The sequence below is a fragment of the Candidatus Poriferisodalis sp. genome (assembly GCF_965198245.1).
GTDB lineage: Bacteria > Actinomycetota > Acidimicrobiia > Acidimicrobiales > Poriferisodalaceae > Poriferisodalis.
In genome coordinates this window covers 4,249,372-4,275,287 of sequence record NZ_OZ240249.1, presented here as the reverse complement: position 1 = coordinate 4,275,287, position 25,916 = coordinate 4,249,372, and the positions used below count along the sequence as shown (strand labels likewise).

Annotated in this window: 21 protein-coding genes; 13 read left to right on the top strand and 8 right to left on the bottom strand. The window is 67.3% G+C overall.

Features of this window, described 5'->3' with window-relative positions:
* Positions 1-20: 20 nt before the first annotated feature.
* From ACOCMM_RS18955 to ACOCMM_RS18930, 6 genes are all read left to right on the top strand, one after another.
* On the top strand, positions 21-1,007 hold the full coding sequence (locus ACOCMM_RS18955; protein ID WP_419554683.1) for a lysylphosphatidylglycerol synthase transmembrane domain-containing protein: 987 nt from the start codon (positions 21-23) through the stop codon (positions 1,005-1,007).
* Between the two features lie 33 nt (positions 1,008-1,040).
* Positions 1,041-2,312 carry a geranylgeranyl reductase family protein gene (locus tag ACOCMM_RS18950; RefSeq protein ID WP_419554682.1) on the top strand — a complete coding sequence of 424 codons (1,272 nt, stop codon included), beginning with the start codon at positions 1,041-1,043 and terminating at the stop codon, positions 2,310-2,312.
* A 37-nt stretch (positions 2,313-2,349) separates the two neighbouring features.
* Positions 2,350-3,195: a bifunctional 5,10-methylenetetrahydrofolate dehydrogenase/5,10-methenyltetrahydrofolate cyclohydrolase gene (locus ACOCMM_RS18945; RefSeq protein ID WP_419554681.1), complete on the top strand. Its 846-nt coding sequence runs from the start codon at positions 2,350-2,352 to the stop codon at positions 3,193-3,195.
* Positions 3,196-3,418: 223 nt separating this feature from the next.
* Positions 3,419-4,012, top strand: a complete 594-nt coding sequence (locus ACOCMM_RS18940; protein WP_419554680.1) for a hypothetical protein — start codon at positions 3,419-3,421, stop codon at positions 4,010-4,012.
* Between the two features lie 18 nt (positions 4,013-4,030).
* A complete protein-coding gene (locus ACOCMM_RS18935) occupies positions 4,031-4,576 on the top strand; it encodes a PIN domain-containing protein (protein WP_419554679.1) in 546 nt (181 codons plus the stop codon).
* A 57-nt stretch (positions 4,577-4,633) separates the two neighbouring features.
* On the top strand, positions 4,634-5,638 hold the full coding sequence (locus tag ACOCMM_RS18930) for a malate dehydrogenase (RefSeq protein ID WP_419554678.1): 1,005 nt from the start codon (positions 4,634-4,636) through the stop codon (positions 5,636-5,638).
* 391 nt (positions 5,639-6,029) lie between these two features.
* On the opposite strand, the gene ACOCMM_RS18925 is transcribed toward ACOCMM_RS18930, so the two are convergent.
* The 3 genes from ACOCMM_RS18925 to ACOCMM_RS18915 form a co-directional block, all read right to left on the bottom strand.
* A complete protein-coding gene (locus ACOCMM_RS18925; RefSeq protein ID WP_419554677.1) occupies positions 6,030-6,182 on the bottom strand; it encodes a hypothetical protein in 153 nt (50 codons plus the stop codon).
* Between the two features lie 129 nt (positions 6,183-6,311).
* Positions 6,312-7,511, bottom strand: a complete 1,200-nt coding sequence (locus ACOCMM_RS18920; protein ID WP_419554676.1) for a DUF222 domain-containing protein — start codon at positions 7,509-7,511, stop codon at positions 6,312-6,314.
* Complete coding sequence (locus tag ACOCMM_RS18915; RefSeq protein ID WP_419554914.1) at positions 7,408-8,403, bottom strand: SIR2 family protein; 996 nt, start codon at positions 8,401-8,403, stop codon at positions 7,408-7,410. Before ACOCMM_RS18915 ends, ACOCMM_RS18920 begins: the two co-directional genes overlap by 104 nt.
* 114 nt (positions 8,404-8,517) lie before the next feature.
* On the opposite strand from ACOCMM_RS18915, the gene ACOCMM_RS18910 reads away from it, so the two are divergent.
* From ACOCMM_RS18910 to ACOCMM_RS18900, 3 genes are read left to right on the top strand one after another with little or no spacing between them, the layout of a single operon-like run.
* On the top strand, positions 8,518-8,640 hold the full coding sequence (locus tag ACOCMM_RS18910; RefSeq protein WP_419554675.1) for a hypothetical protein: 123 nt from the start codon (positions 8,518-8,520) through the stop codon (positions 8,638-8,640).
* A gap of 40 nt (positions 8,641-8,680) precedes the next feature.
* On the top strand, positions 8,681-8,881 hold the full coding sequence (locus ACOCMM_RS18905) for a hypothetical protein (RefSeq protein ID WP_419554674.1): 201 nt from the start codon (positions 8,681-8,683) through the stop codon (positions 8,879-8,881).
* A complete protein-coding gene (locus ACOCMM_RS18900; RefSeq protein WP_419554673.1) occupies positions 8,874-9,197 on the top strand; it encodes a hypothetical protein in 324 nt (107 codons plus the stop codon). The genes ACOCMM_RS18905 and ACOCMM_RS18900 overlap by 8 nt, the downstream gene beginning before the upstream one ends.
* Before the next feature lie 37 nt (positions 9,198-9,234).
* Here ACOCMM_RS18900 and ACOCMM_RS18895 read toward each other — a convergent pair whose 3' ends face one another.
* From ACOCMM_RS18895 to ACOCMM_RS18885, 3 genes are all read right to left on the bottom strand, one after another.
* On the bottom strand, positions 9,235-9,660 hold the full coding sequence (locus ACOCMM_RS18895; protein ID WP_419554672.1) for an IS1595 family transposase: 426 nt from the start codon (positions 9,658-9,660) through the stop codon (positions 9,235-9,237).
* Between the two features lie 114 nt (positions 9,661-9,774).
* The gene (locus ACOCMM_RS18890; RefSeq protein ID WP_419554671.1) at positions 9,775-10,176 is read right to left on the bottom strand and encodes a type II toxin-antitoxin system VapC family toxin; all 402 of its coding nucleotides are present in this window, start codon (positions 10,174-10,176) and stop codon (positions 9,775-9,777) included.
* Positions 10,157-10,405: a FitA-like ribbon-helix-helix domain-containing protein gene (locus ACOCMM_RS18885; protein ID WP_419554670.1), complete on the bottom strand. Its 249-nt coding sequence runs from the start codon at positions 10,403-10,405 to the stop codon at positions 10,157-10,159. The genes ACOCMM_RS18890 and ACOCMM_RS18885 overlap by 20 nt, the downstream gene beginning before the upstream one ends.
* A gap of 418 nt (positions 10,406-10,823) precedes the next feature.
* On the opposite strand from ACOCMM_RS18885, the gene ACOCMM_RS18880 reads away from it, so the two are divergent.
* Positions 10,824-21,161, top strand: a complete 10,338-nt coding sequence (locus ACOCMM_RS18880; RefSeq protein ID WP_419554669.1) for a Calx-beta domain-containing protein — start codon at positions 10,824-10,826, stop codon at positions 21,159-21,161.
* Between the two features lie 27 nt (positions 21,162-21,188).
* On the opposite strand, the gene ACOCMM_RS18875 is transcribed toward ACOCMM_RS18880, so the two are convergent.
* Positions 21,189-21,632 carry a hypothetical protein gene (locus ACOCMM_RS18875; RefSeq protein ID WP_419554639.1) on the bottom strand — a complete coding sequence of 148 codons (444 nt, stop codon included), beginning with the start codon at positions 21,630-21,632 and terminating at the stop codon, positions 21,189-21,191.
* 47 nt (positions 21,633-21,679) lie between these two features.
* Positions 21,680-21,922, bottom strand: coding sequence for an AbrB/MazE/SpoVT family DNA-binding domain-containing protein (locus tag ACOCMM_RS18870; protein ID WP_419554638.1), 243 nt, complete (start codon positions 21,920-21,922; stop codon positions 21,680-21,682).
* A 303-nt stretch (positions 21,923-22,225) separates the two neighbouring features.
* Here ACOCMM_RS18870 and ACOCMM_RS18865 point away from each other — a divergent pair, with 303 nt between their 5' ends.
* From ACOCMM_RS18865 to ACOCMM_RS18855, 3 genes are read left to right on the top strand one after another with little or no spacing between them, the layout of a single operon-like run.
* Positions 22,226-23,302, top strand: coding sequence for a DUF917 domain-containing protein (locus ACOCMM_RS18865; RefSeq protein ID WP_419554668.1), 1,077 nt, complete (start codon positions 22,226-22,228; stop codon positions 23,300-23,302).
* Positions 23,299-24,855, top strand: coding sequence for a hydantoinase/oxoprolinase N-terminal domain-containing protein (locus ACOCMM_RS18860; RefSeq protein ID WP_419554667.1), 1,557 nt, complete (start codon positions 23,299-23,301; stop codon positions 24,853-24,855). Before ACOCMM_RS18865 ends, ACOCMM_RS18860 begins: the two co-directional genes overlap by 4 nt.
* Positions 24,852-25,910, top strand: a complete 1,059-nt coding sequence (locus ACOCMM_RS18855) for a dipeptidase (protein WP_419554666.1) — start codon at positions 24,852-24,854, stop codon at positions 25,908-25,910. Before ACOCMM_RS18860 ends, ACOCMM_RS18855 begins: the two co-directional genes overlap by 4 nt.
* Positions 25,911-25,916 lie beyond the last annotated feature (6 nt).

Sequence of the window (25,916 nt, the reverse complement as noted above, 5' to 3'; positions counted from 1 at the left end):
GGCCTTGAGGGCCCACCGTCGTGAACGATCGGACCGGACCCAAGGCGCAGCGGACAGTTGGCACGGCCGTGCGGTGGGCGCTCGGGCTGGCGACCGCTGCAGTGATTGTCTGGCTGGCCGTCCGGAACTGGGACGACCTTCGCCAGATCGACTTGAGCGTCGAGGCCGGCTGGCTGATCGGGGCGATCGCCGCGTCATTCGCGGCGACGCTGCTGCTGGCGACCGGGTGGCGCGAGCTGATCGGCGGCTACGGCACATCGCTGGCGTGCCAGCCCGCGCTTCGCATCTGGATGCTGTCCCAAGCCACCCGCTACTTGCCCACTGGCCTGGTGCCCATCGCTGCCCGTGCCTCCTTGGCTGCCCCGTTGGGTGTCAACCGGGCGGCCGCGGGGGCCTCAGTTGTGGTCGAGACCGCCACCCTCGTCGGCTGGGCCGCCGTATTCGCGGCGCTGTGGGCCCCGAGCGACTGGCTGGGCACAGCCGGCGGCTGGCTTGTGCGCATCGTGATCGGAGCCGGCGCAGCAGTCGGCCTGGCGACGCTGCCGTGGACGCTCGCGGGTGCCAGCATGTGGTGGCGGCGCGTCGACCGGTTCATGCGCCGTGTCGTGCTCCTGCGACCGATTGCCGACCGCATCCCTCCCGACGCACTCAGCGCGCAACGGTCGACGGTCTGGCAGGCGACGTTGGTGTATGGCTCCTCGGTGGCGCTGCGGCTCGTGGCAACGGTGCTGCTGGCCCTTGCCGTGGTCGGAGCCGGTACCGGCGATGTCTGGCTAGTCGCCGGCGCAACGGCAGCCGGCGTGCTCGTTGGCATGGTCGGCATCACGCCGGCGGGACTTGGCGTGCGGGAAGTCGTCGTGGCGGCGCTGCTGGCCGACCGCTTCGGCATCGGCGACGCGGCCGCGTTCGCCATCGCCGTGCGAGTGCTGGAATTCACCCATGAGCTCGTGTTGCTGCCCATCGCCGCCGCGGCGGGCCGAGCGAGTCCGCCAGAAGCTCCTCGCTGAGCGATCCGGCGTCTGGGTCGGCAGGCTGTAGCGGTGCCGCACCGGGACATGATCGTGATCGGGGCTGGTCCCGCCGGTGCGGCGGCGGCCATGCGTGCCGCGGGCGCCGGTATCAAGGTGACTGCGTTCGAGAAGGCGCCGCCGGGTCGCGACAAGGTCTGCGGCGACGGCCTGACGCCCCGTGCGGTCGCAGCGCTCGACGAGCTCGGCGTTTCGCTGGACGAAGCGCATCGCATTGCGGGGCTGCGGATGATCGCCGGGCGGCGTGTGCGCGAGCTGGACTGGCCCGCGAACGGGCAGTTCGGCCCGTACGGCGCCGTATGGCCCCGGCGCCGTCTCGACAGCGCTCTGTGTGAAGGCGCCGCTGCGGCAGGTGCCGAGCTGTGCTTCGGCACCGAGGCGCTGCCGATCGTCGAGGACGGCCGTGCGGTGGGGGTCACCGTCGCTCGAGAGCGCTGGACCGCCGATCTCGTCGTGCTCGCCGCCGGTGCTCAAGGCCAGGCCGCCCGCATGCTCGGCGCGCTGCGCGACCCCGCCGAGCCGTTCGGCCTCGCCATCCGCACCTACGCCGAGACACCCCGCCACGCAGACGAATACCTCGAAGCGTGCCTGACGCTGCGTGACCCCGACGGCATGGCGGTGCCCGGCTACGGCTGGCTGTTCCCCGCTGGCGACGGCACGGTCAACATCGGTGTCGGTGCGCTCAACACCATGAAGGGCTTCGCGAATCTCAACCTGAACCGGCTCTGCGACAGCTACCGCGACCTGGTGGCCGACAGCTGGCAGCTCGGCCCGTATCTGGAGCGGCCCCGTGCATGGCGCCTCCCCATGAGCGCCACTCGCCGCCACGGCCCCGGCTGGGTGGCCATCGGGGACGCAGCGGGCCTGATCAACCCGATGAACGGCGAGGGCATCGACTATGGCCTCGAGACCGGCATCCTCGTTGCCGATCTGTTCGCCGAGGACCCGGCAGCGGTTGCCGACACCTACGACCGCATTGTCGCCGAGAAGTTCGACGCCTTCCTGCGCACGGGCCGGCGGTTCTCGTTCCTCATCGGGCACCCGCGCATCCTGCGAACCGGTCTGCGTCTCGCGGTCGGCACCGATGCGATCGCCAGCCTCACCCTGGCTGTGATGGGCAACCTCATCGACAACGAGACCCCCGGCACCGCAGGCCGGGTACTGGCCGCCGCCGACCGAGCTCTCGCTGCCGCGTCGCCTGCGCTGCGTCGCCTCCACAAGCGCCGCACCGCCCGCAACCGCAGCACCGCCTCCCACAACGCAGCCTCCAACGGCACTGCGTGAGGCCCGAGCACTCTGGGGTGGCACTACTGTTCACGCCGTGACGGCAGCGCTCTTGGACGGTCAGGCGCTGGCCGATCAGATCAAGGACAGCTTGCGAGCCAGGATCACCGCCCAGCGATTGGAACCCGGGCTTGGCACGATCCTGGTCGGTGACGACCCGGCGTCGCACAGTTACGTAGGCGCCAAGATCCGCGACTGCGCAGAGGTCGGCATTGACTCGGTACACGAGCACCTCCCGGCTGACATCACCCGAGCCGAGCTCAACGCCGTCATCGAACAATTCAATGCCGACCCGATGGTGCACGCCTACATCGTGCAGCTGCCGCTGCCGCGCCAGCTCGACGAGGAAGCGGCGCTGCTCGCCATCGATCCCGACAAGGACGCCGACGGCCTGCATCCGGTGAACCTGGGCCGGCTGGTGATGGGCGCCGACGGTCCGCTGCCGTGCACGCCCCGTGGCATTCAGGTCATGCTCGAGCACTACGGCGTGCAGATTGAGGGACGCCACGTGGTGGTCGTGGGCCGAGGCCTCACCATCGGACGCCCGATGGCGCTGCTGCTGGCGCTCAAGCGCCCGAACGCCAACGCGGCCGTCACCGTCGTGCATACAGGGGTGGCCGATCTCGGCGCCTACACCCGCCAGGCCGACATCATCGTTGCGGCGGCCGGCGTGCCCGGCCTCATCACGCCCGACATGGTGAAGCCGGGTGCGGCGGTGGTCGGCGGCGGGATTTCGCGCGAGGGCCGCCGGATCCTCTCTGACGTCGACGAATCGGTCGGCGAGGTCGCTGGCTGGGTGACTCCTCGTCTCGGCGGCGTCGGCCCGATGACACGGGCGATGCTGCTGGCCAACACGGTCGACGCAGCGGCTGAGATCGGCTGAGACATTCCGCCTCAGTCATCAGAGCTCCGACAGATTTAACTGTTCGCGTCAGTATGTGATCGCTAGCGATCATATCTGAGCGCGGGCAGGCATACACTGAACTAGTCTTCCGTTGGGTGTACGCAGACAGAGGCACGCGATGACGAAGCATCCGGAGTGGCAAACTGCCCAAGAGTTGTTGGCTGCTGCGACCGCGACCGCGGCCGCAACGAGGAATACTCGATTGAGCAGGTGGGCAGTCGACGACGAGCGCCGCGAGTCCTGGAAGCGCCATTGCGTCAGGCTCGGACTCGAGGTGCTCACCCCGACTGCTTGCGCTTACCTCTACGACCGCAGCCCGACAACGGTGCGAGCCGTGAGGCGAAAGGAACAAGCCGAGGCCGTGGCGTTCACCGTGTGCCTTGGCGGAGAAAGCGAGCGCGATATGCACTTGCTCCGGCTCGCGTGGGCAGAGACCAAATGGCCGCGACCCAAGGACTTCACCGATCGGCTCGCACTACTGCGCGAGCAGGGTGAGGTGATGAGTTTCGGAGGCGGCGTGTCGTATCTCGTTCTATCGCCGACGCCGATTCGCATGGCCGGCGACTCGGAGATCCCTCAGGCCATCGCGAGGGAAGCCGCTGAGCGCAGGGACCGCGCACGACGGGAAATCCTGAAGTCGCGTGGAAAATACCGAGGCGCTTCCGCTTACCTTGATGCAGCACGCAGAGAGGACGCGGAGATCGAACGGCGCCGAGAAGCAGAGCGCGTTGAGCGGCTTGAGCGATCCCAACAACAGCAGCCGCGCTCGCAGTCCACTCCCTCGATCGAGCTGTAGGTGCCGGAACGTCCGCCAGTGGTAGTTCTCGACGCGTGGGTCGTCGTGGGCTTCTACGACGGTGAGGAATTCGCAGCGTCCGAGTTCGGCCGACTGCTGGAGGCAGACGACGCTGCCACTGTCATGAGCACAGTCAATTTCGCTGAAGTGTGCAGCGGTCTGGCGCGTATTCGCGGCTTGGCCTCGGCTTCACGCGACACCGAGTGGTTGCGTGGCTATGTGGTCCTCGATCCAGTGACATCGGACTTGGCTGAGACAGCGGCTCGGATCAAGCTCGGCTTTCACATGTCGCTCGGCGATGCCTTCGCTGCTGCTACCGCGCTTGGGTATGACGCGCCGCTGTGGACCGGTGACGCAGAGTTGTTGTTTGACAACGCGTTGTGGCAGGCGACCGATCTGCGACATGACGAGCGTCGTCAGCTGCACGCCGATCAGATTGAAGACGGCACGAAACAGGCCGGTCGACGTTCCTCTGGGCCGCTGGCCGGCCTTGATTCGGACACGCTGGCCGAGTATGTCACTGCTCCGCTTCGAACAGGTGCGGAAACGGAGACGCTGCGCTAGAAACGCTCGCGCCTAGCGCGATGCAATCGTGCCCGCACGTGACCCATGGAGAACGCCGTGAACGATCCAGCCAGGAAAGAGCCAGTCCGGGTTGCCGTGACCGGAGCTGCGGGCCAGATCGGCTACAGCCTGCTGTTCCGGATCGCCTCGGGAGCGATGCTCGGCCCCGACCAGCCGGTTGAGCTGCGAATGCTGGAGATCCCGCCGGCGATGGGTGCGCTCGACGGCGTGATGATGGAGCTCGACGACTGCGCGTTCCCGCTGCTGGCGTCGCGCACCGGCACTTCGGATCCGAACGAAGCGTTCGAGGGCGCCGACTACGCATTGCTGGTGGGTTCGATGCCCCGCAAGGCGGGTATGGAGCGCAGCGACCTGCTGGCGGCGAACGGCGGCATCTTCACCGGGCAGGGCAAGGCGCTGAGCGACGCTGCGAACCCGGGCGTGCGGGTGTTGGTGGTGGGCAATCCGGCCAACACCAACTGCCTGATCGCCATGCGCAATGCGCCCAACATCGCCGATGGGCAGTTCACCGCCATGACCCGCCTCGACCACAACCGGGCCATTGCCCAGCTGGCCAACAAGGCCGACATGTCGGTGAACGACGTGACCCGCATGACGATCTGGGGGAACCACTCCGCCACCCAGTACCCCGACATCTTCCATGCCGAGGTGGGCGGTCACAACGCTGCGGCGCTGGTGGACGACCAGGCATGGCTGGAGGACGACTTCATCCCGACGGTCCAGCAGCGCGGCGCCGCGATCATCAAGGCACGGGGAGCATCCTCGGCCGCATCGGCAGCATCGGCTGCGGTGGATCACATGCGTGACTGGGCGTCGGACACGCCCGGCGGCGACTGGGTGTCGATGGCTATCCCCTCCACCGGCGACTACGGCGCCCCCGAGGGCATCATCACGTCGTACCCGGTGACGGTGTCAGGCGGCCAGTACCACGTGGTGACCGGACTCGAGCTCGACACCTTCAGCCGCTCCCGCATCGAAGCCACCTGGGCCGAACTCGTCGAAGAACGAGACACCGTCGGCGGCATGGGCCTCCTCGGCTGACCCTACGGTCGGTCTGCGCCGCCACCGCTGGTCTGTCGTGGCGCAACAGTTATCGGCCGCGTGTCGCCCATTCGTGTCACGCCTTCTTTGTGCAATTTTGCCGTCTGTGGCGGCATTTCTGCGCAAAGTCCAAGCCGTCGGGGCTGCCGGGCATGGTCGCCTATCCGCTGAGGCACTAATGCATGGCAAGCGTGTTTTTCTCGTCGAGTCGCTGGTGACCGCCCAGCCTTGGGCCCAGCAAATGGATGCTGCTGCGCGCAATGCAACGGTTGTGAGAGATGCGGACCAAATCGTTACGGCGCTCGAAGCGGACTTAGCCGTCAGCAGCGATGCCGTATTCGCATGAGCGATCTAGACCCGCGGCCCGTACCTTGATCTAGTTCGGCCGGGTCTAGTTCCCATCGCTCGCCCACAGGATGGCGTGTGTCGCACGTGTCGCAGTGGCGCGAACCTCGGCTGGGACGATTGCTACCAGTGCGCCCGCTTCGGTGTTGTCGAGGTGCTTCCGATCTCGATGTCCGAGCGTGGTGGGCCCCTGCATCATCGTCTTCGCCTCTACAAGCGCGGCAATGAGCAGCCGCGCATCGATTGCTCCCTGCAGCTTGGTGCACTCCTGGGGTGAATCACCGCGAGTGTCTTGCGTCTCGGCGGTTGGGGCTTTGCCCCCGGGGGTTCAGCGTGGGGGTGCTCGTGACGGGTCGTTGCTGCTGTTTGGCGGCTGGGTGGGTGGTTGGAGCCGGTAGCGGCTGCCTGGGGTGTCCCATTCGGCGGTGAAGCCTTGTTGGTGGATCTTGTCGTTGTGGCAGTCGGGGCAGACGGTGACGAGGTTGGTGTAGTCGGTGTGGCCGCCGTGCTGCCAGTGGTCGATGTGGTGGTGCTGGCAGCGCTCGGGGGAGATGCCGCACCCGACGCAGCCCTTGTCGCGCAATGCCAGCGCGGCGCGTTGGAGGTCGGTGGCGGTGCGGCGGGTGCGGCCCATGCGCAGGTCGCCGGTGGCGGCGTCGAAGATCGCCGGCAGCACTTCGGCGTCGACGGCGATCTTGGCGATCTCGCCGATCGGGATCGGGGTGCCGTCCGCGAGGCGTCCGTTGGTGAGCTGGTGGTTCGCCATGTCGTAGTCCGCCACGACGATCAGCGACGCGCCCGCGGGGCGCTTGGCGCCGGGATCGCAGATGAGCTGGCTGATCGCGTCGGCCATCCGCTGCTGGGGTGTGCGCCGCGCAGCGGGATCCTCGTCCTTGAACAGACGCCGCTCGGCGGCGGCGATCAGCGTGCCCAGCCGGGCGCCGGTGACGGGGTCGACGACGAGGTTGAGCACGGTCATGCCGTCGCTGGAGCGGGTCACGATCTTGGCGCTGCGCGCCCGGCGCTGCCGCTCCAGCAGTGACGCGCCGTCGTCTCGGCTGACGTCGGCCACATGGCGGGCGACAGTGCGACGGAACTCGTCATAGCCCTCGTGTCGTGCCCGCGCTGCGAGGAACTCGTCGTCGATCGGGGCGTCGCCGGCGGCACGGGCAATCAGCTGCGCGTGGCCCACCGGAACCGAACCCGCAAAGAGCCCCTCACGGGTCGCGTTCAGCCCGCCGAGCCTCACTGCGTCCCTGACCTCGCCGCGCGCCCTGCGGCCCGAGATCGCCATGGCGTCCGTCGCGGCATGCGCAGCGGCGCCGTCGCCGTTGCGGCGGGCGATCTCGCCCAACGCGTCGGCCTTCATCGCCGCGAGCCGCGACTCGGCCCGAGCCAGCACACCCAGCCGAGCCCGCAGGCCCTCACCGCACAGCCCAGCAACATCCACCGCATCCACACGCACCCCACCCGATACCAACGCGCCTGCCGCACCGCCACCACAAGCCGAATCGCCGCCGCCGTTCATAAGAACAACCGTACGGCAGGGGTGTTACAGCCATGTCCAACTCAAGGGCACGAGAGACCTCGGATTCGGTGCCGGGGCCTCCCCCGAGCACTACGACGGCGCGAACGCGCTCTAATGCTGCCGATCTCAGCATGTCGGGCACATCGCCAATGAACTGCATCTGTCCCTGTCGCAATGATGGAGGCCCGACGTCTTCGTCCGCGCGCCGTCTGACCAAGAGGAAACGTCTCGGGTCATACGGGTCGAGTCGGGACAAGTAGCTGTAACCGACTCTGGCGCCGAGTTCGCCAGCTGCAACGACTGAGGGAACTTGTTCGTCCGCAAGGCGGTATCCGAGAACCTCTGCGAAGCGGTCGAGTCGTTCGTTGCTTGCAGCGGTCGGATAGGTGCCGGAACCTGTCGATTCGGCGTCCTCAGGAGTGCGGGCGGAGCCGGACACAAAGAGCCCGGCCGGTCGCGTTCTGGCAACGAGCCGCTGCAGCATCGTCGTGATCTCGGAATAGTTGGCGACCTCGATGAGTTCAACCCCAGCGCGACGGAGATCACCAGCGCGAAAATCGAACATCCCGTCGTCGTCGGACCGCTTCATGATCGCGTAGTGCGGCATCAGCTTGTCCGCGGTGGCAAGCCGGGCGATCCTGAACACCGCTTCGAAGTTCGGGTCGGCCATGGAGAATCCGAGGAACAGGAAACTCGAAGTCAAGAACTGTGCCTGCAAGAGACGCCAAAGTCGTGGATGAGTCCACTCGTAGCGCTCATAGTCGCTGAGACTCAGGACCAATTGAGCGCGCCCACCTTCTGATTCGGCTTCACCATGCGGGATCGAGCCGTGCATCTTGCAAAGGCGCCGTTGCTCGCTAGATGGTTGGTTCCAAGGGGTTAGTGGTGTGATTCACCCCGAGCTTGGACACCCTCACCACACAACCGGCGGACCCGACCCCTTGGAACTAACCATCTAGAGGTAAACCGGGGTGACTCGCGTAGCGCGAACCGCTACGGTGAAGGCATGGCAGCCACCGAGACCGCGAAGCCCGAGTCGGACAAGCAGCCCGATAAGCCGATGATCCCGGACTCGCCTGAGCGGATTGCCCGTGCTGTCGCCACTGCCCCGCCTCGGCCTCGCCGCTGAGGCACGCAGGCCTCCGTCGCAGAACGGCCATAATCCGCGCGTGGACGATTGGGGTGCCCACGGAGCCGCAGCGGCAGTGGCTGTGGCAGCGTTCGGCACGATCTACGCCATCATCAAGAAATTTCTGGGCCAAGCCGCTCACCAATTGGAACGGCTTGGCGACAAAATCGACACGACAAAAGACAAGACATTCGAAGTGCACACCGAAATGCAGCAGGTCAAGAGGCAAGCAGATGGCTGACGCTGATGTCGCCGTCGAGTTCCGCGTGCTGATCAAGCACAGATCGGACGTGGTTCACGACCGGAACTACACGCTCGATTTGGACGCTCCGAACTGGGAGCAGTTCGATCTCACACACTCGGAGTTGCAACGCTGCGAGACGCTCCTGAGCGCAGCACGCGCAATGTGGACAGACAGCGAACGGCTGACCGACCCGAAGGATTTGTCGGAACCAGTGAGGACGCTGCTTGAAGCCGTGATCGAGACCATCGGCGACGCTCTTGTTCGGACGGTGGACAGCAGCTCGTCGCTGAAGTCGTCAGCCACAACGGTCTGACAAGAGACAACCACCCAGCGAACCTCGGCTGACCCGCTCAGCGGGTGAGGGTGGCCCAGTCGAGCCGCTTGCCGTCACAGCCAGCAGCCAGCCCGGCCAGCCGCCCCTTCGCAGCAGTGACCCGCTGGTTGTGGCGAGCCTCGAACTCGGCCACGTACCGGTGCAGGTGCTTGGCCGACATGTGGTGGAACGTCCCCGCATAGCCACGCTTCATCAGCGCCCAGAAGCTCTCGATGCCGTTCGTGTGAGCCATCCCGCGCACGTACTCCCCAACGCTGTGAGCCACCACCTCATGGCGGCGGGCAAGCATCGAGTACGCCGCGTGACCGTCGCTGAACACCAGCGCCCCGCAGTCGGTGCGCTGCTCCACGAACGGCACCAGCGTGGCAGCATCCGCCCGGTCGATCACCCGCGCCGAGACCCGCCCCGTGGCGCGGTCCTTCACGCTCAGCCCGTTTGCCATGCCCCCAACGTAGAGCGGGGGAGCATCACTCGGTCATGACGTCTGAGCCCATGGAAGACACGGCGTCACTCTTACATGGGAACACCGGTGGACATCGGCTGACCTAGCTGCCGTTCAACTCTGCTGGACGTGATGAATGGCGATCCCAAGATTCGGCACTCGCGCGAGTCTGCCGTCGACCGTAATGAGGGGTGCACGCTTGGCGACGGCTACGGCGACATACATGGCGTCGTAGGCGGTGACGCTGTGCCGGTAATGCCATGCCGTCCGTGTGAGGAATCGATGTGAGACGCGTTCGATAGGAAAGGCTGCGAGGTTGTCGAGCAGCGTCTCAGCACGCGCCGCGGGGATGACTCCGTGGGCCACGAAGCGGCGCATGGTCGAGACGATTTCGGCATCGAACATCTCGGGCGCTGCCAACGAACGCCCCGCGATGGTGTCCCCCAGCACGAGTCCTGCGGGGGTCCGGAGCAGGTACTCAATCGCAGCGGACGAGTCAACTACGTAGGCGTCCATAGAGTTCTTCGTCTCGCTCGCGACGCACTTCATCGAGTACCTCCGCAGCGCTGATGCCGAGGTCGATCTCCGGGCTCGACTCCCAGCGCTCCTGCCATTCGGACCACTCGAGTTCGCGCTCGACGGCCTGAAGCACGACCGCGCTCATCGAACAGTTGCGCTGCTGTGCGCAACGACGCAAGCGCTCGTGAAGTTCATCAGGCATGTTCCGGACCTGGAGATTCGCCATTGCATGAACCTAGCATGAAACTTTCATGCTTTACGCTTGCGCCTGATCCGACGGCAGGCGCACCGGCGTCTCGGGGCTGCAGCTAGATCGGCTCTTCGCCGGGCTGCGGACTCAACAGGACGTGGTCGTCCATCACGACCCGTCGGGCGTGTTCTGCGAGAGCAACAGGTTTCGCTCGTGAACCAGCCGACCGATGTCGGCGAGCACCCAGCGATCAAGCACAGCCTTGGAGGCACCAGCGTGAATGTCTCATAGTTTGATGTGAATGACACATAGAGTGGGCCGGCGACGAGGGGGGTATCTGCATGACGCTCGACAGACCGGTCCATCCAGCTGAGACGGGGGACGCAACGATGGTTCCGGCCATCGCTCCTGCGTTCGCGCTGACCCCCCCCCCCCGCGACTTTGGGGGTAGGTCATGACCGCCTCCCGGCGTCTTGTGACGCTCCCGCTGCTGGCCTTGGCGCTGATCGCCGTGCTCCTCGTGCCCGTGCCGCCGCCGGCGGATGCGCAGACGGTGATCCTGGCGACCACCCTGGTCAAGAACACGGGGCAGTCCGCCGGCGTCCCTCGTGGTCTGAGTAGTACCCAGCCCAGGCTGGCCCAGCAGTTCACCGCCGGCACCAGCGAAGCGGGCTACACGCTGAGTTCCATCGGCATCGATTTCAACACCATCTCCAACACCAACTTCGTCGGCGGCCAGCTGACCGTCACGCTGAACGCGAACAGCAGTGGCAATCCCGGCGCCGCTCTGTGCACGCTGAGCGACCCGGACACCTTCTCCGGCTCGGGCGTACATACCTTCGTTGTGCCGGCGACGTGCCCCACCCTTGCGGCGGGTACGGCCTACTTCGTTGTCGTCGAACGGTCGGGCTTCTTTGGCACCGTCACATTCAACTCAACCAGCGCGAACAACGAAGACGCTGGCGGCGCGACGGGCTGGTCAATTGGGAATGACTCCCATCAATATGGCAGCGGTTCGTGGGGATCCTTCGTGCAGTCGCTCAGGATCGAGATCAATGGCTCCGTGTTCGTGCCGCCCCCGCCGGTGCGGGTGACGGGGTTTGACCTGGACAGCGGCAACATTGCTCCTACCGGCATGTGGGGCAACGAAGACACTTTCTGGGTCGCCAACGACGGCGGTTTCTTCGACAACAAGATCTACGCCTACAACCGCTCCGACGGATCCCGCGACAGCGCCAACGATTTCGACAGCCTGAGCGGTGCCGGCAACATTGCTATCGCCGGCATCTGCTCTGACGGCACGACCATGTTCGTGGCGGACAACGACGACGGCAAGCTCTACGCCTACAAGATGTCCGACACCACCCGCGACTCGGCCAAGGACATCGCCTTGAACTCGGCCAACACCGATCCCAGGGGCGTGTGGTGCGACGGCACGACCGTGTATGTGGCCAACGATGGCGCCACCAGCGCCAACAAAATCTTCGCCTACACGATTGCTGACGGCGCCCACGACTCCGCCAAGGACTTCGAGGAGCTGTACGTGTCGACCGACACCGCGGCCCAGAACGCCGAGGAACCGTTCGGCATCTGGTCGGACGGCACCACGATGTTCGTGGCGGACAGCGACGACGACAACGTCTTTGCCTACAAGCACTCCGACGAGTCCCAGGACTCGGCCAAGAACCTCGCCCTGAGCAGCGACAACGACGATCCCACGGGCATGTGGTTCGACGGCCGGGTGCTTTGGGTGGTCGACGAAACCGACGACCAGATCTACGCCTACGACCTGCCCGGCGCTCAGCCCGACAACACCCCCGCCGACGGCGCCCCGGCAATCAGCAGCCCGTTCGCCCACGACGTCTTCGCGGCAACTGTGACGCCGGCGGAAGTGATCGTCGGTTCGTCATTCGAAGCAAGTGGATACGCCACGGCGGAAGCGACTGCGCACTCTCTCGGTTTCGGATCCATCTCTGAGTCGCTGTTCACCGTGGATGGGGTCACGTACACCGTTCTCGCCGTATTCGACGATGAACGCGCCGTCAACTCCGGTGATCTGGTCATTGTGCTGGACAGGGAACTGCCACGCGGGTTCACCTTCACGGTGAACAGTGTGTCTTACTCCTCCGACGACGCCGCTGAGAGCGAGCCGGGCGCAGGCCTCTATCAGTACCAGTGGGCCGCCAGCCCCCTCCACTGGCCCGGCAACGTGACGGTGGTTCTGAGCGTCGAGACGCCGAAGGAGGGCGTGGAGGTGTCCGCCGACGTCTCGGGCATCACCGACTCCACCGACGGTGTCGCGAGCGCCTCCTACGACTACCAGTGGATCCGGGTGGACGGCACCGACGAGACCGACATCGACGGCGAGACCGGCTCTGTGTACACGCCCACCGCCGACGACGTGGGCAAGCACCTCAAGGTGCGGGTGGTGTTCGACGACGACGTGGGCAACCGGGAATACCCCCGCACCAGCCCCCGGCTCGGCCCCATCGCCGGCCCGCCGCCGCGGATCGCATCGGTCGCCGTCACCTCGGACCCGGGCGCCGATGAGACCTACGTCATCGGCGACGACATCGTCGTGACGTTCACCTTCGACAAGGACATCACGCTTACCGACGCCAGCCCACATACACCGAACATCTTCTTGTACTTGGGAATCGGCTTTGCAGATGAGAAGGAACCGAGATGCGCGCTCGGCACGGCGCCGACGAAGGTCTTGGCCTGCACCCACACCGTCGGGGAGGGCGACGAGGACACCGACGGCATCGTGGTGAGCGGCCTCGCCGTGCAGCACTTCAATCGGCTCGTCGGTCCTCTCGGGCAGATAGCGGACGGCAGCCACTCCGGTCTCGCCGCCGACTCGGGCCACAAGGTCGACGGCGTGCGGCCTGAGTTGACGGGGGCTCGGCCGTCGGCGGACAAGTCGAAGATCATCCTCACCTTCAGCGAGGTCATCGGCGCCGCCGACCGCACGAAGATCACCTTCGACTCGAGCGGGACGACCCTGACCACCACGGGGACCGCGGCGATCGACATTGTTAACCAACAGACCGTCACGCTCACCCTGGACACGGCGCTCACCGCCTCCGACACCGACGTGACCGTCGCGCTGGCCGCCGACGCGGTCACCGACGCGGTGGGCAACGGCAACGCCGTCCTGGCGGCCACCGCCATCGTCGACGAGACGGCGCCCGAGCTGTCGGAGACGTCCACGCCGTCCAACACGGAGGTGCTGCTGGCCTACGACGAGCCCCTGGATCCGGATTCGGTCCCGGCGGCGTCGGCGTTCACCGTGGTGGTGAATACCGGCAGGACCGCCCGGACCGTTTCCGCGGCGGCGCTCAGCGGGACCTCGGGCATCGTGCTCACGGTGAGCCCGGCCTTCCGCCCCGGCGACATTCTGACGGTCGACTACACCGTGCCGGGGACGAGTCCCATCCGCGACATCGCCGAAAACGAGGCCGCGGCCCTGGCCATCCTGCTCGTCGACAACACCCTCGATGCCACCGCTCCGGAGGCTGTGACGGGGATGTCGTCCGCGAACACTTCGACGTTCGGCGAGGTGGGTCTCCAGTGGGACGGCGGCACCTGGGCCAACGGCAGCGCCATAACCGGCCATGAGGTGCGCTACCGGACGCCGCCCATATGGTCGGCAACGCTCACGGTCAAGGACCTGGGCTTGAACTTCCTGGGATGCGACACCTCGCAGGGCAACCAAGGATGCGAGCCGAGCGAGCTTCTGACCGACAACACTTTCTCCTTTGACTCAGTGAACCACCGGATCGTTTTAGTAGACCTCATCGGCGGGCAGCTGAGACTCGAAATCAACCGCGCCAGCATCCCCGCGGCGGCGCTCGACGACCTGACGTTCAACGTGGGCGCCTCCTCGTTCGCGTTCGCGGACGCAACCCACTCGGCGGGCAGGCTCACCTGGGCCGGCACCGGCCTGAGCTGGAGCGAGGACGATACGGTCCAGTTGGGGATCAGCGTTCTCTCCGAATGGACCGCGGTCGCGGACAGCGCGCCGGGTGGGGCCAACGAGACCAGCCACACGCTGGAGGGCCTGGTTCCGGGCGCGCAGTACACGTTCGAGGTCCGCGCCGTGAACGACGTCGGCGGCGGCGGTGCGGCCAGTGACACGCTGATGCTGCTCGCGCCGGAGTGGGCATTCACGCTGCGCGACTCTGGCGGCAGCGACGTGACCGGGCTGACCGAGGGCGGCGCTTCGGCAACCGCGACGGTGACCATCACCAACGCCGGCGAGGCCACGTTCGGCGCCGACCAGGAGATCGCCTTGGAGTGGGGCGGCATCCCGCTGAGCAGCCGGATCCGGGGCGCAGGCAACACCTCGGCCATCACCATCGCGGCCGGAGCGTCGAGCGGCAGCCTCGTCGTCAGCGCGCCCGACAACGACCTGAACCCGGTCTATATCCCCGAGACCCACGACCTCACCGCCAAGTGGGCGGGCGCGGTCATCGCGACCATCGAGCAGTTCCGCCGCATCGAGGACGAGAGCCCGCCCGTGGCGCGCATCGTCGACGCCCCGGAGTCGGTGAACGAGGGCGACACGTTCGACATCGACATCGAGCTGTCCGTGCGCTACCCGGCTCCCGGAGCGCTCAAGTTCGCCGTCACCGACAGCGACAGCGCTCTCAGCGGGACGCTGCCCGACAGCACATTGCTGGTCTCGGGCCTTTTGGACGCCACCGTCACGCTGACCGCGGCGGAGAACACGACTCAGAACGACGGCGCCCGCACAGTGACATTCGCCCTCGAGACGAGCACGGATATCCCCTACACCCTCGGCACCGGCGCCGAAAAGACGGTGACGATCATCGTGCGCGACGACGACACGCCGCCGCTGGCGGTGGGGAACCTGCGGGCGCAGGCGGGCAACACCGAGGCGACCCTGAGGTGGAGTGCGCCGGCGGCGCCCGCGCCGGACCACGGCCAGCCCGTACTGCATTACGAGTACCGGGTGAAGGAGGGGACAAACGCCTTCGGCGCCTGGACGATGGTCCCGGGCAGCGACGGCGCCACGACGAGCCACAAGTTCACGGGCCTGACCAACGGCACGGTCTACACCTACGAGGTGCGGGCCGAGAACGTCGCCGGCGACGGGGCCGAGACGTCGGTGATGGTGACGCCGCGGGTCGGCGTTGCGGTCTCGTTCGCCTCGGCGACGGCATCGGTCACCGAGGGCGGCGCGTATTCGGTGGTGGTGCTGCTGGACGAGGCGCCGGCGACGGGGGTGACGGTGGTGGTGCCGATCACCGCGACACGCGGCGCCGGGCTCGGCACGACCGAGTATTCGGGCGTGCCGGCGAGCGTGACGTTCGCCGCGGGCGACACCTCCGAGGTCTTCGCGGTCACGATGTTGCAGGACATGTTGGACGAGGATGACGAGGTGCTCACGCTGGAGTTGGGGACGCTGCCGTCGGGTTACGTGCCGGGGACGAACGACGAGATCGCCATCACGGTGGCAGACGACGACACAGCGCTGTTGGGGCTCACCGTTCGCGATTCGGGGGGCAACGACGTCACCGAACTGGTGGAGGGCGGCGCTTCGGCGACCGCGACGGTGTGGATCACCAACAGCGTGCGGTTCGAGACCGACCAGACGGTAACCCTGGAGTGGGGCGGCCAGGAGATCACCAGCGGGCCCGTCATCCAAGGCGCCGCCGGGAGCGCGACCGTCACCATCGCCGCCGGGCAATCGAGCGGCACGCTCGCCGTCAGCGCCCCGCAGCGCCCGGGCGACCTGTACCACCCGCCGGTGACCGAGACACTGACCGCCGCGCACGGCGGGTCCCGGATCGGCGGCGGCATCGACCTCAGATACGTCGACGACGAGGACCCGCCGGTGTTCACCATCAGCCTGGAGGACTCTTCGGGACGGAGCGGAACCAGAGTCGTCGAGGGCGGCACAGTGCGCCTGGTCGGAACGCTCTCGCGGGGATACGACCTGGGCAACGTCTTTCTGCACGCCTTCGCCATGGGGGCGACGACCAGGATCCCCGCGCTCGGGGCCGTCCCCATCGACGGGCAGCCGAACGCTGTCTTCGCATTTTCATCAACAGAATCCGGCTACGGTCTGACGCCTACCGGCAACTCGGCGGCGGGGGACCACGCCACGGTCACCTTCGCGATCCCGTCGAACCCGGACTACTACACCATCGGCACTGCGTCGACGGCGACGCTTTTGATCCTCGACGACGACGCCGCGCCGGGCGCTCCCCGCAACATCGCCGCGAGGCCGGGGGACACCGAGGCGACGCTGGGCTGGGACCACCCGGCGACCTACGACCAGATCTGGGCCGGCGACTATCAGTACCGCCGGCGCGCCGGGACCGGCCCTTGGACGAGCTGGGCCGCGATCGGGGGCAGCGACGGCGAGACTGTCGGCCACACGTTCACGGGCCTCACCAATGAGGTCGAGCACGCCTTCGAGATCAGGGCGCGCAACGCCAACCACAACGGTGCTGTTGCCCAGGTGCAGGTCACGCCGCGGGAAGGGATAGCGGTGTCGTTCGGCGCGGGGTCGGCGTCGGTGGTCGAGGGCGGCTCGGCTGTGGTGACGGTGACGCTGGGCGAGGCGCCCGGCGCGGGCGCGACAGTCACCGTGCCGATCACGGCGACGCCCGGCGCCGGGTTCGGCGCGAGCGGGTACTCCGGCGTGCCGGCGAGCGTTGTGTTCAACGCGGGCGATACCTCCAAGACCTTCACGGTGAGCACGGTGGACGACACCGACGACGAGCCGGACCGCGTCCTGACGCTGGGTCTGGGGACGCTGCCGGAGGGCTACGTGGCGGGGACCCATGCGACGCTTGAGGTGACGGTGGCGGACGACGATGTGCCGGTGGTCTCGGCGACGTTCGACCCGGCGTCGGCCTCGGTGCCCGAGGGCGCCCAGGTGAGCGTCACGGTGCGCCTGAGCCAGGCGCCCGAGCGCGAGGTGGCGCTGACGCTGTCGGCGGCGCGGGGCGCGAACCTGAGCGCGGACGAGTTCTCGGGCGTGCCCGCCGGCGTGACCTTCGCGGCCGACGCCACCGAGGCGGCCTTCACGGTGACGTTCGGCGACGACGCCGCGGTGGAGGGCAACGAGACCCTGATGCTCGGCTTCGTGACGCCGCTGCCGGGGCGGGTGACGACGGGCGCGAACCCGCGGCTCGTGCTGACGGTGACCGACGACGACGGCCCGCCGGCGGCGCCCGATGTGTCGGTGCAGACGTCGGGGGACGGGTTCGTGGTGCTGTCGTGGGCGCCGGTTGTCAACGACAGCCCGGTGCTGCGTTATGAGGTGCGCTGGCGGCGCACCGACGGCGGGACGTTCAACGCCTGGCAGTCGGTGGGGCTGGTGACGGGCTACCGGGTGGAGGGGCTGACCAACGGAGCAGCCCACACCTTCGAGGTGCAGGCGGTGAACGCCCACGGGTCTGCGAACGTGGCGTCGGTGCCGGGCACGCCGACGGAGCGGCTCACGGGGATCCCGAAGGCGATCCAGGGCCTGTGGGTGCGGGCGACAGACAGCGGTCGTGCGGAGCTGAGCTGGGGCCGGCCTTCCAACGCCACCGACAGGGTCACCGCGAACAGCGCGACGGCGACGTTCTCGCAGATCCAGGGCTACCGGATCGAGGTGTGCCGCACGACGTGCGTCGGCGATGAGGCGGACTGGTATGCGCTGGTGGCGAACACGGGCCGCTTCGAGCACACCTATGTGCATCAGGTGCTGGCGCCGGGTGTGATCCGGGAGAACCATTACCGGGTGCGGGCGATCAACATCAACGGCGTGGCGGGGCCGTGGTCGAACACAGCGACGCTGGATGACACGGTGGTGGAGGGCGTCTATTTGCAGACGCCGGACGACTCGACGCTGTGGGTGCGCTTCGGGGTGCGCAACCCCGACGGCAACCCGCTGTATGTGCGCTACACCGACACCGCCACCGGCGCGGTGGGCTACGCCGAGCCGTACCCGCTGTTGAGGAAGGAGGCGTGGCAGGCCGTGAAGCTGGTGCTGGGCGGTCTGGACGCGGACAGCTGGTACCGGGTGGATCTGGACTTCTCGCCGGACTTCGACTCTCCGCGCCGCCAGACGTACTGGCACGGCACGGCCCGTGAGGGGGAGACGCCGCTGACGAGCCCTTATGCGCGTGACTTGGTGGAGGCGCAGGTGTTCAACGACGGCGCCTGGCACGACGCGTCGACCACCGCGCTGCGGATCCGGATGGGCGAGGAGGGCAAGTACCGGGTGCGCCTCAAGCCGTGCACCAGGAAATACAACGTGAACCCCCAGCGCGTCTCGTCGCCGGCGGGCCGGCTCGCGACGAGCCCGATCGACACCGCCCCGACGCTGTTCACGAACCTGTGGTGCGAGGTGGAGGGCATCGGCTTCCGCACCGATGAGAACGGCAACGAGCTCACCATGAGCGATGTCTACGACATGACGAACTTCCCGGACCGGGCAAACGACCGCATCCCGATCTTCGGGGGCACCCCGAACGACTGGCACGAGGTGACGGTTACCGCGGCCGCCCTGGAGGACTACCCGTGGGACCGGCGCTACGACGCGTTGTTGAGCGCGCCGTTCGAGGTGAAGTACAACCACCGGGTCTCCTACGCCCGCGACGACACCCGCTCGGGCCTGGTGTCGGGCGGCACCGGTTGGGTGCGGATCCTGGTGGACCGCCCCGCCGATGCGGTGCTGGCGGTGCCGACCGGTGTGGAGATCGGCTCGGACCGGGTGATGAGCTGGGACGCGGTGCCCGGCGCGTGGGGCTATCTGGTGGTGTGGCGCCACGGATTGCATTACAGCAACCGGGCGAACCAGGGCCGCAACCTGCAGGCGGGCACGAGCATCACGCTGCCGCCGGGAGCGTCGGGCCGGGGCCCGGTCACTGCCCGGGTGCGCGCCTACAGCAACGCAGCGGTGAGCGGATGGTCGTCTGAGCACACCTGGGACTCCCGGGCGCCGACGCTGAGGGTGTTCGACGCGGCGGCGAACGAGGCCGACGGCTCGGCCGGGTTCCTGGTGACGCTGGACCCGGCTGCATCGGGGACGGTGACGGTGCAATACACGACCACAGACGCCACGGCGGTGGCGCCGGCGGACTACACGGCCACGAGCGGGACGCTGACGTTCGCGCCGGGCGAGACGCGCAAGACGGTGTGGGTGCCGATCGCCGACGACGGCGAGGAGGACACCGGCGAGACGTTCGGTCTGGTGCTGAGCAATCCGGCGGGGCGCGATGCGAACAACGGGGCCGCGGTGATCGGAGACGGCTCGGCGGTGGCGACGATCCTGAACAGCGAGCGCGAGGTGGCGTGGCTGACGGGGTTCACGCTGGTGGACGCGGGCACGAACGCGGACCTGATGGCGCTGGCGGACGGCTCGACGGTGCAGCTCGGCGAGCTGGCGGCGGCGAGCTACGGGATCCGAACGGACATCAGCCCGGGCGTGGTGCCGGGGAGCGTGCGGTTCGCGCTCTCGGGCGCCAAGACGGTGACGCACACCGACGACGCGGCGCCGTACTCGCTCTACGGCGACGGAGCCGGGAGGGTGAACGGGCAGGCGCTGCCGGCGGGTTCCTACACGCTGCGGGCGACGGCGTATGCGGATCCCGGGGGCCAGGGCGATGTGCGGGGTTGGCTGGAGGTGTCATTCACGGTGACCGCGGGCACCACGTCGGTTGCGACGCCCGGCGCATCGGACACGGGCACCGGGAACACGGCGAGCGGGTCGACCCCGGTCGGTGCGGACGACGACGGCGATGCTGACGGCGGCGGCTCTGGCGGCGGTGGCGGTGGCGGCGGCGGCGGTGATTTCGATGTCGGTGTTGCGACGTTTGTGGTGGCGAACGGGTGGAGTGCTGCCGATGTGGGCGTGGCGTCGGTGCTGGCGGCTCGTACCGACGGCGCGGTGGTGGTCTATACCGCGAGCGGCGAGCTGTCCTCGGAGACCAGGGCGCTGTTGAGAGAAGCACTGCCCGCTGAGGTGGTGATCGTGGGCGGCACTTCTGCGGTGTCGCGTGATGTGCGGACCCAGATCCGTGCTGCGTCGCCCGATTCGGGCATCTCGCGGGAGTCGGGGGTGGATCGCGCTGACACCGCGGCGGCGACGGCGCGACGCATTCTGGGTGCGCCCGCTGCGGCGGGTCGGGTCACGCTGATTGTGGCCAACGGCTGGTCGCCGCCTGACATCGGTGCCGCGGCGGCGCTGGCTGCGCGCAGCGGCCGCGCCGCGGTGCTGTACACCGAGGCCGCCACGCTGTCTGAGGCGTCCGCGGCGCTGCTGCGCGACTACGACGTAGCGCGGGTGATCCTGGTGGGGGGCACCGCCGCGATCGGCCCTGACGCGGCCGACGCGGTCGCCGACGCGGCAGACGGAGCCAACATTTCGCGGCTCACCGGCGATGACCGCATCGACACTGCCGCACAAGCAGCACGCCGCGTGCTGGGCAACCCCGCTGCGGCGCCCGCCGACGTCACCTTGGTGATCGCGAACGGCTGGTCCGCGCCCGACGTGGGCGTCGCCGCCGCACTGGCCGCGGCGACCGACAACGCCGCGGTCGCCTACACCGCGCAGGGCATGCTGCCCGAGGCGACAGCATCGCTGATACGCGACTACCGGCCGACCCGGGTGATCATCGTGGGCGGGCGCACAGCAGTCGCCGAAGACGTGCGCACCACCGTCACCCAAACAGCGCCCGACAGCGCCGACATCCGACGCATCACCGGCCAAACCCGCACCGACACCGCCGCACGAGCAGCCCGACGCACCCTCGCTAACCTCTGACTCCGACTCAGCAGCGAAGGCACCTGCTCAGATCTGCAGGCTGCGAATCGGTATTGCGTGGGTGTGAGCCGCGTCGATGAGCGGTTCGTTCTCGTTGGCCTGCGCGTAGCAGATCTCCGCATCCAGAAAGCGAGCGGCAGCCAGTGCTTCGAGCGAGAGCAGGTTGAGGCGGGCCCCGTCTCGTACGAGTTCGCCCATCGGCCAGCCGATCGCGCGAAGCGGCACCAGCTCGATTGATGCCGGCAGCTCGATGACCGCGGCAATGACCTCGGCTGCGACTTCGGGCGACACACCTCCGAGCCGGCGCGACATCGACCCCACGACTGCTTGATCGGAGAGTGCACGGCAGAGACGGTGGTACCACAGCCCCGTCGTGGCGACGCCGCCGCCTCGGGGCCGCAACTCGCGTGGCTCCTCGCCGAGCAGCATCCTCAACAGGATGTGGTCATCCACGAGGACGCCATTGCTCATGGAAGCTGCGGGCTCATGGAAGCTGCGGGCTCATCGTAGAGGTGGGCTCATGCGAGATCCGGCTCGCTGGCAGCGACGCGGCGCGCGAGCGACTGGTAGCCACCGGCCTCCTCGAGAGCCTCGCCGAGCATTGACCGCAGTCCGCCTCTGCCGGCCGGCACTACCACCACCGCAGCGCCGAGATCGGCGATCTCGACTGCTCCTCCAGCAGCGATTCCCCACCGGCGGCGTGTTTCAGCCGGTAGTGCCATCTGACCTCGTTCCGAAACCCGATAGTGCGCAACAGCCATGGCGTCAATCTACAAGGCACACAGACATATTTACAAGGTTGCATGGTCAAGCTGTTTCGTGCCGTGTGCCGGCCGCGTGTGCCGGTTCCGAGAAGTTCATTTGGCGAGTGTGATGCGCACGATCGCCGGGAGCGCGATTGTTTTCTGGGAGCGTCATTCCCGCCGTTCTCAGACACGGGCGCGCGGAGGGCAGAGCGCGCTGTTGGGCGAGCTTGGGGTTGCGATGTGCCCATCGATGGCGCACGCAGTGGCCACATACATTCGCTGGTCAAGCATTGGAGCCCTCCCAGCGGAAGGATGTTCGTGAGAGAGCTGACCCTCGACGACATCGACGACCTCGCGCTGGGAGCGACGCTGCTGGGCACCGGCGGCGGGGGCGATCCTTACGTCGGCAAGCTGCTCGTCAAACAGGCGATTGCAGATCACGGACCCGCCCGGGTAGTGACTGTCGACGAATTGCCCGATGACGGACGGGTGCTGACCACCGCCATCATTGGCGCCCCCACCGTCATCCTGGAGAAGATCCCGGCGGGCACCGAGTTCCGCTCAGGGATCCGGGCACTCGCTGCGTACCTCGGCGAAGACCCCGTCGCCTTGATGCCGATAGAAGTCGGCGGCGTCAACACGCTGGTTCCGATCGCTACAGCGGTCGAGATGGGACTGCCCGTCGTTGACGCCGACGGGATGCGCAGAGCCTTTCCGCAGATCGAGATGACGGTCTTCACGCTGCACGGCCTGCTGGCAGCTCCCATGTCCATCGCGGACGAGAAGGGCAACATGTGCGTGTTCGAGGCGAACACGAACCAGATAGCGGAGTCGTTGGCACGTGCCGCCGTCATTCAGCTCGGCCTTGCTGACGCAATCAGCTGCTACCCGATGACGGTGGCAGACGTACGGCGAGCCGGAATCCATGGCTCCATGAGCTACTGCACCGAGGTCGGCAAGCGCCTCGCCCAGGTGAAGCTCGGAACAGTCGGAGCCTGGGACGAACTCCTCGACTACACCGATGCAGCGCTCGTGTTCAGCGGCAAGGTCATCGACATCGATCGGCGCACCACCGAGGGTTTCGCACGGGGCACGGTCGTGCTGGAGCACCTCGACGATCCCAGCCGAACTCTGCGCGTCGAGATCCAGAACGAGAACCTCATTGCCTTCGAAGACGGCGCCGCCGTGGTCACGGTGCCGGACCTGTTGTGCCTGCTCGACTACGAGTCGGCCGATCCCATCACTACCGAAGGCCTGGCGTACGGACAGCGCCTCAACGTCCTCGCGATGCCGTGTGCGCCCGAATGGCACCGCGACGGGATGCTGGAACTCGTCGGGCCGAGAGCCTTCGGATACGACATCGACTACGTCGATTTCCGGGAGCGAGTGCGATGAAGGACTTGCGGCTCGGCGTGGATGTCGGGGGCACCAACACCGACGCGGTCGTGGTTGACGGAGCGGGCCGCATCGTCGCCGAGACAAAGACCGCGACGACTCCGGAACCCATCGACGGCATCGTCGCCGCGATGACGGCCGTCATCGATCAGCTCGACGACGCCGCGCATCTCGGCAAGGCGATGCTGGGCACGACGCACCCCACGAACGCAATCATCCGGCGCCGCGATCTTGATCGCGTCGGTGTGCTCCGTCTCGCCGCGCCCTCCTCTCTGGGCGTGCGACCGAGCGCCAACTGGCCTGAAGACCTGCGCGACATCGTGATCGGACGCAGCGAGATCACTGAGGGCGGATTCGAGTACGACGGCTCGCCCATCGCTGCGCTGGACGAAGACGCGATCCGGCGGTTTGCAAGCTCCTGCGCAGGCGATGTGTCCGCAATCGCCGTCTCGTGCGCTTTCAGCCCTGCTTGCACCGATCACGAACTCCGGGCGGCGGAGCTCATCGCGGAGGAGTGCGGGGATGACATGCCCGTGTCCCTCAGCCACACGGTCGGGTCACTGGGACTGCTGGAACGTGAGAACGCCACGATTCTCAACGCCTCGTTGCTCACCGTGGCACGACGGGTCGTGAATGGTTTTCGGGACACCCTCATGGGGCTCGGACTCGACGTCGAGAGCTTCTTGACTCAGAACGACGGAACGTTGATGACCGTCGAGGAAGCCGACAGGTACCCGGTGCTCACGGTGGGTTCGGGGCCGACAAATTCGATGCGTGGAGCATGCGCGCTGGCCGGTCTGTCCGATGCTCTCGTGATCGACGTCGGCGGGACGTCCACAGACATCGGCATTCTCATCAACGGCTTTCCCCGGGAGTCCACAGCAGCGGTCGAAGTCGGCGGCGTTCGCACCAACTTTCGCATGCCTGACCTGATCTCGGTCGGGCTCGGGGGCGGCACCTTCGTGCGCCAGGACGTCGATGGCGTCGCGGTCGGACCCGACTCGGTGGGGTACCGCGTCATCAGCGACGCACTGTGCATGGGCGGGACGACGCTGACGCTGTCCGATGTGTCACTGGCAGTAGGCCGTCTCACCGGATTCGGCGATCCGGCACTCCTGAACGGCGTGGAGGACTCGGTCTGCGAGGCCGCCATCGCCTGGGTTGACGAGAGAGTCCAGGTGCTGTGCGAGCGCATGAAGGCGTCCAGCACGGCGCTGCCCCTGATGGCGGTCGGCGGCGGAGCCCACCTGGTTCCGGCGCAGCTTGCAGGGATCAGCGAGGTCGTCTGGCCGCCGCATCACTCTGTGGCGAATGCGTTCGGAGCGGCGATCGCCGAGGCTGCCGGGTCGATCGACAAGGTTTATAGCTACGACGCGTCAAGCCGTGAGGACTGCCTGCGCAGCGCCACCGAAGAAGCGACGGACGCAGCGATTCGCGCCGGCGCCAACGCATCCGATGTGCGCATCACGAGCGTCGTGGAGATTCCAATGACCTACGTGCCGGGCGGAGGCTGCAGGGTCATCGTCAAGGCGGTCGGGCCGCTCGCAGCGTGAGCTTGGGCGAGATTCGCGTCGCCGATTCGCACAACGACTTGCTGCTTGCCGTCCTGCATCAGCGAGAGCGCGGCCATGTTGACCCCTTCGGGGACTACTGGCTGCCCGAATTGCGTGGCGGCGGCGTTGACCTGCAGTTCCTCCCGATCTTCACCGAGGACCAGCACGTGGGTGAGGGTGCCCTGCGGCGTGCGTTGCTCCTGTTGGAAGAGGCGCGGCATCTCGCCGACGTTCACGCCGCCGACGTCGCGATCGTGGAAACCCGAGACGAACTCGAGCAGGCACTGGCGTCGAATCGCATAGCGCTGCTGCTGGCCATCGAAGGCTCGGAACCGCTGGGCGCCGACCTCGCGCTCCTCGCGACCTTCTACCGGCTGGGTGTTCGCTGCATGTCGCTGACGTGGAATCGTCGCACGATGATGGCCGACGGCGTCGGCGAGGCGGCAACCGGAGCGGGACTGACAGCGCTCGGCATCGACGCCGTCGCGGAAATGGAGCGACTGGGAATGGTGGTCGACGTCAGTCACTTGTCGGCGGCCGGTGTGAGGCATGTCGCCGACATCGCCATCCGTCCATTCGTTGCGACCCATTCGTCCTGCCACGCCCTGTGCCCTCACCCTCGCAACGTCACCGACGCCCAGATGCATCAGATCGCAGCCTCCGGCGGCATCATCGGCATCAACGCCTTCGGCGGCTTCCTCGCTCATGAGTCGCCGACTGTGGCCGATTACCTGTCCCACATCTCTCATGCCATCGGCGTCGTCGGGGACTCGGCCGTGGGTCTGGGACCGGACTTCATCGACGACCTGCTGCACACGATCGACCCGATTCTGGGCGCCGGACTGGTCGACCCCGATTGCCTGCCGTTGTTGGACGGAATGCGGTCGCCATCTGATCTCGGGCCCCTGGTGGAAATCCTGTCCGCCAAGCTCGGTCCGGAAGTCGCTGGGCGCGTCGCCGGAGGCAATTGGATCGATTTCGTCCTGAACAACCTGCCGTCACACCAAGCGCCCGAAGTCGCGGAGAATAGAACCGCCGAGGCTGCCTGCGTGTAGGAGCCG

Bases quoted from the DNA above. Each gene is read 5' to 3' on its own strand.
- ACOCMM_RS18925 (WP_419554677.1), bottom strand. From the start codon at position 6,182: ATGATGCAGGGGCCCACCACGCTCGGACATCGAGATCGGAAGCACCTC.
- ACOCMM_RS18920 (WP_419554676.1), bottom strand. From the start codon at position 7,511: ATGAACGGCGGCGGCGATTCGGCTTGTGGTGGCGGTGCGGCAGGCGCG.
- ACOCMM_RS18910 (WP_419554675.1), top strand. From the start codon at position 8,518: ATGGCAGCCACCGAGACCGCGAAGCCCGAGTCGGACAAGCAGCCCGAT.
- ACOCMM_RS18900 (WP_419554673.1), top strand. From the start codon at position 8,874: ATGGCTGACGCTGATGTCGCCGTCGAGTTCCGCGTGCTGATCAAGCAC.
- ACOCMM_RS18895 (WP_419554672.1), bottom strand. From the start codon at position 9,660: ATGGCAAACGGGCTGAGCGTGAAGGACCGCGCCACGGGGCGGGTCTCG.
- ACOCMM_RS18890 (WP_419554671.1), bottom strand. From the start codon at position 10,176: ATGGACGCCTACGTAGTTGACTCGTCCGCTGCGATTGAGTACCTGCTC.
- ACOCMM_RS18885 (WP_419554670.1), bottom strand. From the start codon at position 10,405: ATGGCGAATCTCCAGGTCCGGAACATGCCTGATGAACTTCACGAGCGC.
- ACOCMM_RS18880 (WP_419554669.1), top strand. From the start codon at position 10,824: ATGACCGCCTCCCGGCGTCTTGTGACGCTCCCGCTGCTGGCCTTGGCG.
- ACOCMM_RS18875 (WP_419554639.1), bottom strand. From the start codon at position 21,632: ATGAGCAATGGCGTCCTCGTGGATGACCACATCCTGTTGAGGATGCTG.
- ACOCMM_RS18870 (WP_419554638.1), bottom strand. From the start codon at position 21,922: ATGGCTGTTGCGCACTATCGGGTTTCGGAACGAGGTCAGATGGCACTA.
- ACOCMM_RS18860 (WP_419554667.1), top strand. From the start codon at position 23,299: ATGAAGGACTTGCGGCTCGGCGTGGATGTCGGGGGCACCAACACCGAC.